This is a genomic window from Zwartia sp., from assembly GCF_049655405.1.
Classification (GTDB): domain Bacteria; phylum Pseudomonadota; class Gammaproteobacteria; order Burkholderiales; family Burkholderiaceae_B; genus Zwartia.
This window is the reverse complement of record NZ_JBASJR010000011.1, coordinates 488816-502236: the sequence shown is the minus strand read 5'-3', so window position 1 is coordinate 502236 and position 13421 is coordinate 488816. Positions and strand designations below refer to the sequence as shown.

At 54.7% G+C, this 13421-nt stretch carries 13 protein-coding genes; 5 read left to right on the top strand and 8 right to left on the bottom strand.

What is annotated here, in order from left to right; genetic code table 11:
* The first annotated feature begins 38 nt into the window (after positions 1 to 38).
* The 4 genes from WBJ47_RS10250 to WBJ47_RS10235 are packed head-to-tail and all read left to right on the top strand — an operon-like array spanning position 39 to position 3348.
* Positions 39 to 812 carry an SDR family NAD(P)-dependent oxidoreductase gene (locus WBJ47_RS10250; protein ID WP_422245275.1) on the top strand — a complete coding sequence of 258 codons (774 nt, stop codon included), beginning with the start codon at positions 39 to 41 and terminating at the stop codon, positions 810 to 812.
* Between the two features lie 59 nt (positions 813 to 871).
* Positions 872 to 1846: a Bug family tripartite tricarboxylate transporter substrate binding protein gene (locus WBJ47_RS10245; RefSeq protein WP_422245277.1), complete on the top strand. Its 975-nt coding sequence runs from the start codon at positions 872 to 874 to the stop codon at positions 1844 to 1846.
* A 4-nt stretch (positions 1847 to 1850) separates the two neighbouring features.
* A complete protein-coding gene (locus WBJ47_RS10240; protein WP_422245278.1) occupies positions 1851 to 2507 on the top strand; it encodes an aspartate/glutamate racemase family protein in 657 nt (218 codons plus the stop codon).
* A 31-nt stretch (positions 2508 to 2538) separates the two neighbouring features.
* The gene (locus WBJ47_RS10235; protein WP_422245280.1) at positions 2539 to 3348 is read left to right on the top strand and encodes an enoyl-CoA hydratase/isomerase family protein; all 810 of its coding nucleotides are present in this window, start codon (positions 2539 to 2541) and stop codon (positions 3346 to 3348) included.
* Between the two features lie 70 nt (positions 3349 to 3418).
* Here WBJ47_RS10235 and WBJ47_RS10230 read toward each other — a convergent pair whose 3' ends face one another.
* The 8 genes from WBJ47_RS10230 to WBJ47_RS10195 form a co-directional block, all read right to left on the bottom strand.
* Positions 3419 to 4609, bottom strand: a complete 1191-nt coding sequence (locus WBJ47_RS10230) for an acyl-CoA dehydrogenase (RefSeq protein WP_422245282.1) — start codon at positions 4607 to 4609, stop codon at positions 3419 to 3421.
* A 66-nt stretch (positions 4610 to 4675) separates the two neighbouring features.
* Positions 4676 to 6364 carry a thiamine pyrophosphate-binding protein gene (locus WBJ47_RS10225; RefSeq protein ID WP_422245283.1) on the bottom strand — a complete coding sequence of 563 codons (1689 nt, stop codon included), beginning with the start codon at positions 6362 to 6364 and terminating at the stop codon, positions 4676 to 4678.
* 85 nt (positions 6365 to 6449) lie between these two features.
* Positions 6450 to 8117 carry an acyl-CoA dehydrogenase family protein gene (locus tag WBJ47_RS10220; protein ID WP_424585359.1) on the bottom strand — a complete coding sequence of 556 codons (1668 nt, stop codon included), beginning with the start codon at positions 8115 to 8117 and terminating at the stop codon, positions 6450 to 6452.
* 15 nt (positions 8118 to 8132) lie between these two features.
* Complete coding sequence (locus WBJ47_RS10215; RefSeq protein WP_422245286.1) at positions 8133 to 9242, bottom strand: NAD(P)/FAD-dependent oxidoreductase; 1110 nt, start codon at positions 9240 to 9242, stop codon at positions 8133 to 8135.
* Positions 9243 to 9265: 23 nt separating this feature from the next.
* A complete protein-coding gene (locus tag WBJ47_RS10210; RefSeq protein ID WP_422245287.1) occupies positions 9266 to 9772 on the bottom strand; it encodes a flavin reductase family protein in 507 nt (168 codons plus the stop codon).
* Between the two features lies 1 nt (position 9773).
* Positions 9774 to 10409, bottom strand: a complete 636-nt coding sequence (gene pdxH, locus WBJ47_RS10205; protein WP_422245289.1) for a pyridoxamine 5'-phosphate oxidase — start codon at positions 10407 to 10409, stop codon at positions 9774 to 9776.
* 105 nt (positions 10410 to 10514) lie between these two features.
* Complete coding sequence (locus tag WBJ47_RS10200) at positions 10515 to 11171, bottom strand: gamma-glutamylcyclotransferase (protein WP_422245330.1); 657 nt, start codon at positions 11169 to 11171, stop codon at positions 10515 to 10517.
* A 7-nt stretch (positions 11172 to 11178) separates the two neighbouring features.
* Entirely contained in the window at positions 11179 to 12435 is a 1257-nt protein-coding gene (locus tag WBJ47_RS10195) for an MFS transporter (protein WP_424585358.1), read from the bottom strand.
* 110 nt (positions 12436 to 12545) lie between these two features.
* On the opposite strand from WBJ47_RS10195, the gene WBJ47_RS10190 reads away from it, so the two are divergent.
* Positions 12546 to 13421 (top strand): tRNA threonylcarbamoyladenosine dehydratase, encoded by an 876-nt coding sequence (locus WBJ47_RS10190; protein ID WP_422245292.1) that lies wholly within the window; start codon positions 12546 to 12548, stop codon positions 13419 to 13421.

The window sequence follows — 13421 nt, the reverse complement described above, 5'->3', positions numbered from 1 at the left end:
TCAGCATCATTGTATTTGTGAACGTTTAAGGAAACAAAATGATTTCAACACCAAACATGAGCCTCGGGCTGACTGGTCAATGCGCTTGGGTATTAGGCGCGTCTGGCGCGATTGGCGCAGCTGTTGCAGAGATGCTTGCGGCGCATGGCGCGACAGTTTGGTTGAGCGGGCGCGACAAAATAAAACTCGCAGCGTTGCAGGATACGATTACGCAAGCAGGCGGGCAGGCTAGGCTCCGCGTACTCGATGCCACGAGCACGGATGAGGTCACTCACGCTGCACGAGAGATTGTGCGTCAATCTGGCAAGATCAATATTTTGGTGAACTCCACCGCCTCCTCGACGTTTGGTGATTTCCTTGACTTGACCGACGAGGATTGGGAAAAAACGTTTCAAAGCAAGTTGATGGTGTATGTGCGTTCGATGCGTGCCGTATTGCCTACGATGCTCAAGGCGGGCTCAGGTGTGATCATCAATATCTCTGGTCGTGCGGGCAAGTTGCCGTCTCCAGCGCATTTGCCAGGCGGCAGTATGAATGCTGCGGTGAACTTGCTCACCAAAGGCATCTCGGATCGTTATAAAGGCCAGGGTATTCGGGCCAATACGATTGCTCCGGGCCCCATTGCTTCCGCTCGCTTTGACGCTCTGGCCGCCCAAGACAGCGCAATACCTGCCGCCAAGCCCTCCGCGATGGCGACTCAAGGATCACCTCAGGATGTGGCTCATGCGGTCGTTTGGCTGGCGAGTCCATTTGCTTCGCATTTGAATGGTATTGTTTTACCGCTGGATGGTGGAGCCACACCGACAGTCTGATGTATTCTTTACCTAGATAAGAGCACTCTCAAGAGTCCATATCCCCAAAGGAGACAAGCATGAAAATTTTATTCAAAGCGCTCTGTGCTTTTGCAATATCGACTTTTGCTTTCGCGGGTGTATCCGTGGCGCAAGATGTCTATCCTTCCAAGGCGATTAAGTTAATCGTTCCTCTGGGTGCAGGAGGTGCGACGGATGTGGTGGCGCGCGTGGTGGCGGCTAAGCTGTCGCAGCGCCTCGGCCAGCCTGTCGTGGTTGAAAATCGTCCGGGCGCCGAAGGTGTGATTGGTGTCAATGCAGGTGCCAAGGCAGAGCCTGACGGTTACACCCTTGTCTTGGGTTCCAGCACAACACTCGCGGCTAATTATCATCTGCGAAAAAGTCTGCCTTTCCATCCTGTGAATGACCTGGCGCCTGTTTCGATGGCCTTAAAAGATTTTTATAACGTACTGGTGATTAATCCCAATGTACCGGCAAAAAATCTAAAAGAGTTCATCGCCTATGCAAAGGCAAACCCTGGCAAGATCAACTACGGCACCGCGACCGTCGGATCAAAAATATGTATGGAAATGTTCCGTACGATGGCAGGGATTGATTTGAAAATGATCAGCTATAAAAGCTCATCTCAAGCGCTCAATGACCTGATGGGTGGACAAATTCAAATCGTTTGTGAGCCCGTAGCGACGTCAGTGCCCAATATCAAAGCGGACAAGCTTCGCTCAATCGGTGTGACGAGTTTGACGCGTGTTCAGCAAGCGCCAGATTTGCCAACGGTAGCTGAGCTGGGCTTGCCGGGTTTTGATTACAGTGCTTGGGTCGGTGTGTTTGCGCCAGCAAAAACACCCCAAGCCATTATTGACCGACTCTCCAAAGAGTTTGAGATTGTTTTAAAAGACCCTGAAACAGATGCAAAAATTCGTTCGATTGGCGCGGCGCCGATGATTGGCGACTCCAAGCAATTGGCCAACTTGTTAAATCAAGAGATCGCAAAAGCCGGCAAGATCGTCAAAGACGCTGGGATTCAACCGGAATAATTTTATGACTGCCCATCGTATTTTTCTCGTACACGCTGTGGATGTTTCCATGGCGCCGGCCTCCACAAGTTTTAAACAGCAATGGCCAGAGGCCAGCATTATCAATGTGCTTGAGGAGTCATTAGCCGTTGATATGTTGGCTGATGGAAAGATGACCCCTAGAATGATTCAGCGGTTTTCACGTCTCGGTCAGTATTGTGTGGATGCGGGGGCAGATGGCATTTTGTTTACGTGCTCGGCCTTTGGGGAGGCCATCAACCATCTTAAAACGGAGCAATCCATTCCGATTTTGACTTCCAATCAGGCGATGTTTGAAGAGTTAATCGAGCGGGGGGGCACGATCGCGATGTTGACGACCTTCGGTCCTTCGCGACAAACGCTGCGTGATGAGTTGGCTGAGATGATGCGTGCAAAGGGTGTTGAGGTGCAGGTGGATTCTTTTATGGTCGAGGGTGCGCTGGATGCCTTGTTGGCGCGCGATCAAGCGCAGCACGACCTACTGATTGCTGAGCAGATCAATCGTTTGAGTCAGTATTCAACCATCGTGCTGGGACAGTTTTCGATGGCGGCAGCCGCAACACATCCAGCGATTCGCACACAGGCCCGCATCTTGACCACGCCGGACAGTGCGGTGAGAAAGCTCAAGCAGCTCTTAAAATAATTTTCTACTTTTTTGTTCAAAGGGTTTTGCCATGCAAAGTTGCTATGACCGTTACACACGCCTGAAGTTTGATCGACCCCATCCCCGTGTCCTGCGTATTACGCTCGCCTCTCCACTCAAGATGGGTGCGATGGATGCGACCATGCACCGTGAAGTGTCTGAGATATGGAAAGATGTGGATGCTGATCCTTCGGTATCGGCGATTATCGTGACGGGCGAGGGCAGGAACTTCTCCGCGGGCGGTGATTTGAATCACGAGCGTAAAGTGTGTGATGACTATGCTCAGCGGATGGAGGCGATGCGCGAGGCGCGTAATCTAGTCAACGGCATGATCAACTGTAGCAAGCCGATTGTGACGGCTGCGCGTGGTTGGGCAGTGGGAGCCGGTCTTGCTCTGTTGATTTTGGCGGATGTATCGATTGCATCAAAAGATGCAAAATTTTCAGATGGTCATTTGAAAATTGGTATTGCCTCGGGCGATCATGCGACGATTATTTGGCCACTGTTGTGCGGCATGGCCAAGGCCAAGTATTACCTGATGACTGCCGACACCTTTACTGGTGAAGAGGCCGATCGCATGAATCTGATCTCAATGGCGCTGGATGATGCTGAGGTCGAGCAAAAGGCGATTGATATCGCCAGCAAATTCGCCGACGGCCCTCCGGGTGCGTTGCGTTGGACTAAGCACGCGCTCAACAGTTGGTTGCGTCAAGCCGGTCCGATATTTGATGCGTCACTCGCACTCGAATTTATCGGCATGGCAGGTCCTGAGGGCAAAGAAGGCATCGATGCCTTCTTGCAAAAACGCCCACCTAATTTCGATCAAGACTTTTCGATTTAAGAAAAAACTGCGGAACATTTTTTAATGTTCCGCAGTCATTTTGCAGCGACAGATCGATCAATTAAAGAAATTAAAAGAACGCCTGAATACCTGTCTGCGCGCGACCTAAGATCAGGGCGTGCACATCATGGGTTCCTTCGTAGGTGTTGACCACTTCGAGGTTGACCAAGTGACGGGCCACACCGAACTCGTCAGAGATGCCGTTGCCACCCAGCATGTCACGGGCCATGCGTGCGATGTCGAGCGCTTTACCGCAAGAGTTACGCTTCATAATTGAAGTGATCTCAACTGCTGCAGTGCCTTCATCTTTCATGCGACCCAGACGCAAACAACCTTGCAGGCCGAGCGTGATTTCAGTTTGCATGTCGGCGAGTTTCTTTTGGATCAACTGATTGGCGGCCAGAGGGCGGCCAAACTGTTTGCGATCCAAGGTGTACTGACGGGCCATGTGCCAGCAGAACTCGGCGGCGCCAAGTGCACCCCAGGCGATACCAAAACGTGCGGAGTTGAGGCAGGTAAAGGGGCCTTTGAGACCAGAGACGCCAGGCAACATTTGCTCGTCACCGATTTCAACGTTATCCATCACGATTTCGCCGGTGATGGAGGCACGCAAACCTACCTTGCCGTGAATCGCAGGTGCCGACAGGCCCTTCATACCTTTTTCAAGAATAAAGCCGCGGATACGGCCATCGTAATCGCCGCCCACGCACTTACCCCAGACGACGAACACGTCTGCGATCGGGGAGTTAGAGATCCACATCTTGTTGCCGGTAAGGGAGTAGCCATGGGCGGTTTTGACGGCCCGTGTTTCCATGCCGGCTGGGTCAGAGCCATGGTTGGGCTCAGTCAGACCGAAACAGCCGATCCATTCGCCACTGGCCAGTTTAGGCAGATATTTTTGCTTTTGAGCTTCGCTGCCAAAGTCGTTGATGGGGACCATCACGAGCGAGGATTGAACGCTCATCATTGAACGGTAACCGGAGTCGACGCGCTCGACTTCGCGAGCAATCAGACCGTAGCTGACGTAGTTCAGACCTGAGCCGCCGTATTCAACGGGGATCGTGGCGCCTAGCAAGCCAAGCTCACCCATTTCAGGGAAGATCTTGACGTCAGTTTTCTCGTGGCGAAAACCCTCGAGGACGCGTGGGGCCAGCTTGTCCTGACAGTAAGCGCGCGCGGCATCGCGAACCATGCGCTCTTCGTCGGTCAGCTGGCTATCCAGCAAGAGAGGGTCTTCCCAGTTGAAAGTGGCTTCTGCCATGTCATGCTCCAAATTAAAAACTATTCAAAATTGTACAAAATGCCTAGTGAGTCGCGCTTGAAGACCTTAGGTTTTCTGGGCAGCGGCTCTGAGCTTGGCAATAGTCGTGGTCGGGGTAATGGCCTCGGGATCAATCAACAGATGCAAGATCGCGGGCTGTCCGCTTGCGACCGCGCGTTCAAAGGCGGGGCCGAACTCTTCTGTTTTCTCGACACGCTCGCCGTGACCACCAAAAGCACGTGCATAGGCTGCAAAGTCAGGATTTTTTAGTTGTGTCGCGGAAATGCGGCCAGGGTAATGTTTTTCCTGATGCATCCTGATGGTGCCGTACATGCCGTTATCAATGATCACAACCACAATCGGCAGGTTGTATTGCACAGCAGTGGCAAACTCTTGGCCATGCATCATGAAACAACCGTCACCGGCAAAACACACCACCATTTTGTCGGGTGAGAAGCGCTTAGCACCAACAGCTGCTGGCAGACCGTAACCCATCGAGCCCGAAGTGGGTGCGAGTTGCGTGCCATATTGTGTAAAGCGGTGGAAACGGTGCAGCCATGTGGCGAAGTTACCCGCGCCATTGGTCATGATGGCATCGCTTGGCAAATGCGCTTCAAGGTATTCCATCACGCCACCCATTTGAACCGCACCTGGCGTTTTAATGGGCGCAGGGTCGCTCCATGCCAAGTAGCTTTTGTGCATGGCGGTAGTGCCCGCAGCCCATGGTGTAGAAGTGGGCGTGGGCAAAGCTGCCAACTCAGCGGCAAACGCGGCGGGTGATGCATTGATCGCGATCGAGGCGCGATAGACGCGACCCAGCTCGCCACTATCGGGATGCACATGCACCAGTTCTTGCTTGGGCACGGGAATATCAAAGAGTGTGTAGGCTTGGCTCGGCATTTCTGACATGCGCCCACCGACGAGCAGCACGAGGTCGGCGTCTTGCACGCGCTTGAGCAACTCGGGATTTAGACCAATGCCGACATCACCGATGAAACAGGGGTGGTTGGCGGGGAAAAGCATTTGACGGCGAAACGACACAGCCACCGGCAACTTAAACCGCTCGGCGAACTTGGCAAACTGCTCGACTGCCTGTGCGTTCCAGCGCGCGCCACCCAAAATCGCGACGGGAGCTTTAGCTTTAGAAAGGCGTTCAGCCAAAGCTGCCATTTGACCGGTGGCAGGTGCAGAGTCGATGGCTTCGTAATGAGGTGCATCTGACACGGTGGCCATTTCAACCAACATGTCCTCAGGCAGCGCAATCACAACAGGTCCTGGGCGGCCAGAGGTTGCGACATGGAATGCTCGAGAGAGAATCTCGGGAATGCGTGCGGCATCGTCGATCTCGGTGGCCCACTTGGCAGCCTGTCCAAAGACCGCGCGATAGTCCATTTCCTGAAAGGCTTCGCGTTCACGCATGCCGCGTTCAATTTGTCCGACAAAAACGATCATAGGGGTGGAGTCTTGCTTGGCGATGTGAATGCCAGCCAGCGCATTGGAGGCACCAGGCCCACGTGTCACCATACAAATGCCCGGCGCACCGGTCAGCTTGCCAAAGGCGTCGGCCATCATGGCGGCACCGCCTTCTTGACGGCATACAGTGACCTCAATACTGACATCGACTAAGGCATCAAGCACCGCCAGAAAGCTTTCCCCGGGCACGCAGAAAACATGTTTGACGCCATGGCTGACGAGTTGACCGACAAGAATCTGGCCACCGGTACGTGGCTGACTGGGAGAGGGGGCTTGGCTCATTTTTATGTGTCTTTTAAGTGAGAACTTGAATAAGTGTCTAATCATATCCCGTTGAGAGGGGGATTTCCTCTGCAAAGGGGCCGTTCTAAAGCGATTCAGACAACCATTCACACACGCGGATGTCTGCTAATAGCGGGTCTGCGATAGGATCGCGTGCGGCTAACCGATTTTGTAGGACGATGTCGGCAAGATGGCTGCGGATCGGCATATTTGCTTGTTTGGCCTCCCAGCGCATACCGGCCATGGTGACAACGTTGTACAAGGCGGTAGCGACTTGGCGTGCTTGCTCAGAGGTGTTGGAGGTGCTGGCTGCTTGGGCAAAGGTAAACGCGCGTTCGATGCGTTCGGCCTGAAGGGCAGCGAGAGAGGCGCCAACAGGCGCGCCTTCGGCAAGCAGTTTTTCCACATGCGTGCGCAGTGCGGGCAGAGAGTCTTCACGTTGAATCGCTCTCAGCACATCGAGCGCCACAATGTTGCTCGTGCCTTCCCAAATAGAACCTAGGTGCGCATCACGCAGCACGCGCGGGTCGCTCCATTCTTCGATGTAGCCACAACCGCCACGCACCTCCATCGCATCACCGGCGACTTTGCGCGCGTCGCGGCAGGCGCGAAACTTGATCAGTGGCGTCATGATGCGCATGAGTGGACGCTTTGAGGCGTCCTCGTCCGCCGCCGCTAGCGCGAGCGCTGTTTGATAGACCATGGTGCGGGCTTGCTCGGTCAGCATGGCCATTTTGCTGAGTTGGCGTTGCATCAGGGGCATCTGGTTAAGGTTTTTGCCAAAGGCCATGCGATGCTTGGCAACATAAAGCGCTTCTGTGAGTGCGCGTCGCATCAGTCCCGCGGCACGTACGCCGTTGGAGAGTCGCGAGTTGTTGATCATGTCCGACATCTGCTTGAAGCCTTGACCACGCTCACCCACAAGCCAGGCGAAAGCACCCTCGAGACGGATCTCGCCACTCGCCATTGAACGTGTGCCGAGCTTGTCTTTTAAACGCAAAATGCGATAGTTGTTTGGCGAGCCATCAGGCCTTGTGCGTGGCAATAGAAACAAGGACACGCCTTTGAGCCCTTCAACAGGCTCTGAACGCGCCAGCACCATGGCGAAACCTGCATCTGGGTTGGAGCAAAACCATTTGTCACCAGACAGTAACCATTGACCGTCCGTGTTGAGAGAGGCTTCGGTTGCTGTTGCACTCACATCTGACCCTGCGCCTTGTTCGGTCATGAACATGGCCCCTTGATGAAGCGCATCAAAATCTTGGGTGGTGACGAGGGGCAAAACCTGTTCGACTAAGCGAGGATCCCCAAACTTGCGAAGCGTGCGCGCAAGCGAGTCTGTCATGCTGACTGGGCAACACAAACCAAACTCTGCCTGCACAAACAAGTAGGTCAGGGCGTATTTGGCAGCCGGGGGCATGGGCGTTGGCCAACCCAGCACGCCGCCTCGGTGTGACATTGCAGCCAGGCCGAATTCGCTGTAAGCAAAGCGCTCAAGTTCGACATAAGCGGGATGCTTATTGACTTGATTGGTATCGATGCCAGCGCGCGTCCGCACAGCGAGTGTGGGTGGATGTTTGTCTGCGACACCTGCCAGATCGTCGAGGAGGGAACCCGCGAGGCCTCCGAGCCGGTCAAGATGCGGCAATAAGTGTGCGTGTAAATCTTTGGGCAAGTAGCACGCCAAGAGATCGCGTCCCGAGTCTGCCGCAAAGAGATTGAGTCCGTGAGCGTCTGGAACGGGATGTGACATGGGTTGAGTTCCGAATTAGGGGTTGAGGCGCGCGAGCGCTTCCTGAGCGATGGCGAGGCTAGAGGTCAAGCCTGGCGACTCGATACCAAAGAGGTTGACCAATCCAGGAATGCCATGCGTCGCGGGACCGACAATCATAAAGTCGGCCGCAGGCTCGTGTGGTCCGGAGACTTTGGGTCGAATGCCGGTGTAACCGGGCGACAGCGTGCCATCCTTCATGCCGGGCCAGTAACTGCGGACCGCTTCGTAAAAACCTTCGCAGCGGCTTGGATCAATGTCATAGTCGACGCGATCGATCCATTCAGTATCGGGACCGAACTTGGCTTGACCACCGAGATCAAGTGTCAGGTGCACACCCAGACCGGCATGATGCGGAGTGGGATAAATCAGGCGTGTAAAAGGGGCGCGGCTCTGCAACGTAAAGTAGCTGCCTTTGCACAGATACTCGGTCGGGATCGAAGACTCCGGAATACCTTGTATGCGACGGGCCAGCGTCGGGGCGTGTAAGCCCGAGGCATTGATCAGTACGTTGCACGACAAGCTCATGGCGTCTGCGCCACCAAACTGCAAGTCAAAACCGCCATCGCTGCGAACTTGGCCTGACTCAAGTGGCGTATGAAAGACACATTGAGCGCCGGCGTTTTCCGCATCGCCTTGATAGGCAAGCATCAAGCCATGACTGTCGATGATACCTGTAGAGGGAGATAGCAGTGCAGCTGTACAAAACAGCGCAGGCTCAAGCGCTTGCGCTTGCGCTGCTGTCAGCAACTCCATGTCCTCGACACCATTGACGCGGGCTTTTTGAAGGATATCTGTGAGCTTAGGGATTTCTTCTTCGCTCGTCGCAACAATCAGCTTACCGATCCGCTTGTGCGCCACGCCTTTTTCCGCACAATATTCGTACAGCATGTGCCGGCCTTGCACGCAGAGTTTGGCTTTCAAACTACCCGCCGGGTAATAAATACCCGCGTGGATGACTTCGGAATTGCGAGCGCTTGTGCCGGTACCGATGCCCTCTGCGGACTCCACCACCATCACTTCACGTCCAGATCGCGCCAGTGCGCGGGCAATTGCCAAGCCGACAACACCGGCTCCAACCACGATGCAATCAATATCTGTACTCATGCTGTCTCTTTTATTTTTACTAACTAACGGTCGCTGGAGGGCGTTAAATCATAGCCGCCTGCGTGATAAACCAAGGGAAGGGCATCTGTGCGCGCGCAATGTTCTACAGCGCCGATAAAAATAATATGGTCCCCTTCTTCGTAACGCCGATGGTTAGCGCATTCAAACCATGCGGCGCAGGGCAAATCGAGTCTGGGAGAACCGTTGGGGGCTTGCGTCATGGGAACGCCGCTAAAACGCTCGGCTGCTGGGCCACTTGCAAAGCGTTGAGAGACAGACATCTGCTCAGAACCCAAGACGTGAATGACATAACGGTCGCAGCGCTCCAAGGTTTTGAGCGACGAAGAATTGCGAGATAAGCTCCACACTACCAGAGGTGGATCGAGAGAGACGGAGTTGAATGAACTCACGGTCAATCCAACAGGGGCCATGCCTTCCGCGGATGCGGTGATGACCGTTACGCCTGTTGGAAATCTGCCGAGTGCTGCTCTAAAAAAAGCCGAATCAAATGAGGGGGGTGTTGTGTTCATATTAGGGGGCAATGCGTCCGATCGTCCACGTTGCCGTGCCAGTCGCTTGGTAGGTGAGGCGGTCGTGCAGGCGCGATGGGCGTCCCTGCCAGAATTCGAAGTACTCGGGCTTGAGCCGGTATCCACCCCAGTGAGGAGGACGTGGAGGCTTGCTGTCCCCGTACTGGTCTTTGAGCGCTTTTTCAGTCGCGGCGAGTTGCTCAAGGGTAATCGGACGACTCTGTGGAGAAGTCCAGGCACCAATTTGCGAACCCACTGGGCGTGTTTGAAAATAATCGTCCGACTCTGCCTCTGTGACTTTTTCGACAATCCCCTCAATGCGGACTTCGCGCTCAAGGGGCTGCCAGAAAAATAACAAGCTCGCCCAAGGTTGAGCCGCTAGTTCGACACCTTTGCGTGATTCGTAGTTGGTGAAAAATAGAAAGCCCTTTTCGTCCACGCCTTTCAGCAAAACGATACGCGCGGAAGGACGGCCGCGAGCATCAGCCGTCGCGAGTGTCATCGCAGTGGGTTCTGGAACGTTCTGGGTGAGCGCCTGATCGAACCAGACTGAAAACTGCTCGTAGGGGGATGCTTTCGCGTCTTTCTCTAAGAGTGTGTATTTGTCGTAGCTCTGACGAATATCCGCAATAGACATAGTTCGGGTCCGATACGGCGGACTAAAGATGAGTCGCCAACAAGGGTTAAGGGATAATACTGAGTGTACCGTGACATGGTCAGGGCTGGCTTGATTGACCCGAGCTCAGGAAAGGGTGTGCTGTCCTTGCTGAAGTTTGATTTTCAGGCGCGTCACCAGGGCGGTCAGTCGCACATCATGAATCCCAACGGCCTCAAGAGCATCGGCTGTTTGCGTCACGTACTCTAAGCAAGAGCCATAGATGCCAGAGGCTCTCAACACAATCTCAATCAGAGCGTCTTCGGGCGGTTCTGACACATATGCAGGGCCGGCTTGATCAATCACAAAAGCGAGTGCCTTGACCGTGCCATCCTTTGTTTGACAGTCGATCCAGCTCGGATGATAGGCACCTGTGGCCATTTCACGGCGCCAAAGCGTCTCAAATATGGGGGCGACCGTGTTTGCTGCCAGTCGGAAAGCCATGCCATGGCACTCTCCACCCGCTTCAAGTCCAAAGACGAGACCCGGTAGTTCGGGTGTGCCACGATTGATACGAGACCACAGGCAAAGCGCACGGTGGTGGCCTGGCAAGGTTGCTGGGCGTTGCTCGATAAAATCGAATTCAGGTTTCCAGATGAGCGAGCCATAGCCAAATACCCAGACATCCTCTGTGTTGCGCCATTGCTTGAGGGCTTCTTCTCGAGAGGCTTTTAAGCGCTCCTCTGGCCAGCGTGCAAAGGTGCTGAGGGGCGGGGCGGCTGGAATCTGTAGGAACGAACTCATCGCGGCATTAAGTGGTTGAGGGTGGCTTTGAAGGTGGTGGCGGGGCTGAAGGCGAAGGAGGCTCATCGGCTTTGCCAGCGCTTTCAGCGTGACGCGTAAACCAGCGGCCAGCCCCTAAACCCGCGGCGGTCAGCCAAAACAGCGGCATGATACCAATCACTGCGCCCAAGGCGCCAAAAGCAAGCGGCAGGGTGACTTGGCAGCCATTAATGAGCGCCATTCGCAGACCAAACGCTTCGCCAGCCCGTCCGGCGGGTGCATTTTGCTGAAGCAGCGCCAGGATACTGGGCTGTGTCGAGCCCAGGCCGAGGCCCAACACAAAAGAGAGTGTCATCAAAATCCACACTTGCTCAAAAAAAGGATACAAAACAAAGTTTAGGCCTGTGGCGAGCAGAGCAAAGTGAATCAATTGCCACGGGCGGACGCGATGTTGCAACAGAGGGAGCGCCAAGCGCACCACAATGGTGGCTGCGGCAAAAGCGGCCAAAATCAAGCCAATCGTTGTGGCGGATAGCCCGACCATCACACCAAAAATAGGCACGACGAACATATGCGTATCCCAAGCGCTCGACAGCAGCATATTGGCGGTATAGACACGGCGCAATTTGGGGCTCGCAATCAGATCTGTGACACTTTGCTTGGTCTCGCTCGTCTCGGTAGGCGGTTTGTGTGAGGTTTTGAGGTAGTTGCGAACGCGATATAGACCGAACACGCAGAGCACCGGGGAGATGGCGAGCAAGGCAAATACTGCTCGGTGACCCAGGTAATCAATCGAGACGCCTGCCAGCAGGGGGCCCAGCAAACCCGAGGTTGCCATAGAAAGCGAGAGCCAGGAAAAGTTGCGCAGCCGCTCTTCGCCAACGCTCAAGCCCATTTGGCGTTGCACCGCGATTTGAAAAATCATGTGCCCGACACCCACACAGGCCGCTGAAATCACGAGTGCAATGAAATGTTGCCAAATCAAGGGAAGAATAATGCCAATAATCACCACAAAAGCACTGGCCCGCATGGGGCGCCAGGGCCCAATCTGATCAAGCAGACGCCCCGCCTTGACTGAAAGCAGCATGGGTAACAAGGCGAAAACGGCGATCAAAATACCGACTTCGAAGGTCGAGCGTTTGAGTTCGAGTGCAGTCAGAGATACGGCGACACGCCCACCAGAGATCGCCATGTGAATCAGCAAAACGAGCAGACAAAGTGCCACCGGTCCGGCAAAAGCAGACAACTTGGCAGAAGATGGGGAGGGTGGGAAAGACATGCTCACGGTGTTATGGGCAAATTGTGTTCCTCTCCCAGACACTTGTCGAGAGCGAATGACTATTTTTTTTCTAGATCATGCAAAAATGCATCATTCAGCAGACATCAGGACATTGAATGCATGGCTCAATGAATGGACAACAGTCCGATGCTTCGTCAGAGGTTCATCCCGATGAACAGGCAGAGCACGTGTCCGAAGCGCAGCGCCGCTTTGGTGGTCTGGCGCGCTTGTTCGGTCCCCATGCCTATGTTGCGTTGCGTCAGGCGCATGTGGCTGTCGTGGGCATTGGGGGCGTAGGCTCTTGGGCTGCGGAGGCTTTGGCGCGTCACGGGGTGGGTGCCTTGACCTTAATTGACCTGGATCACATCGCTGAATCAAACATCAACCGGCAGGTGCACGCGCTGTCGGATACGCTCGGACAAGCTAAGGTGGAGGCGATGGCGGCGCGGATTCGCGGGATTAACCCAGAATGCCGGGTCACTTTGGTGGATGATTTTTTGACCCCTGAAAACGTCAGTGAGGTCCTGCCTGAGGCACTCGATGTCGTGATTGACTGCACGGACCAGATGCGTGCCAAGGTCGCCATGGTGTTGCAGGCTCGCACCAGAAAGCAGACGTTGATCGTGTGCGGAGGGGCAGGAGGCAAGACGGATCTGCTCTCCTTGCGCGCGGGCGACTTGTCCGAAGCCACCCATGATGCGCTGCTCGCTCGGTTGCGCAATATTTTGAGAAAACAGCATGGCTATGCCCGTGCCTCGACTGGGGCGGGTCAGCCACGCAAGCGTATTCCCAAGCTGGGAGTCCGGGTGTTATGGCTGGATCAGCCAACAATTTTGCCAGAGGCCTGGCAGGAAACGCAGACGAATTCCGACGCGGGTTTGCAAGGGCTCTCTTGCGCTGGGTACGGCTCTAGCGTTACTGTCACGGCATCCATGGGACTTGCGGCGGCAGCGGAGGCCGTCAACAAGATTATCCACACACAATCAAAATAA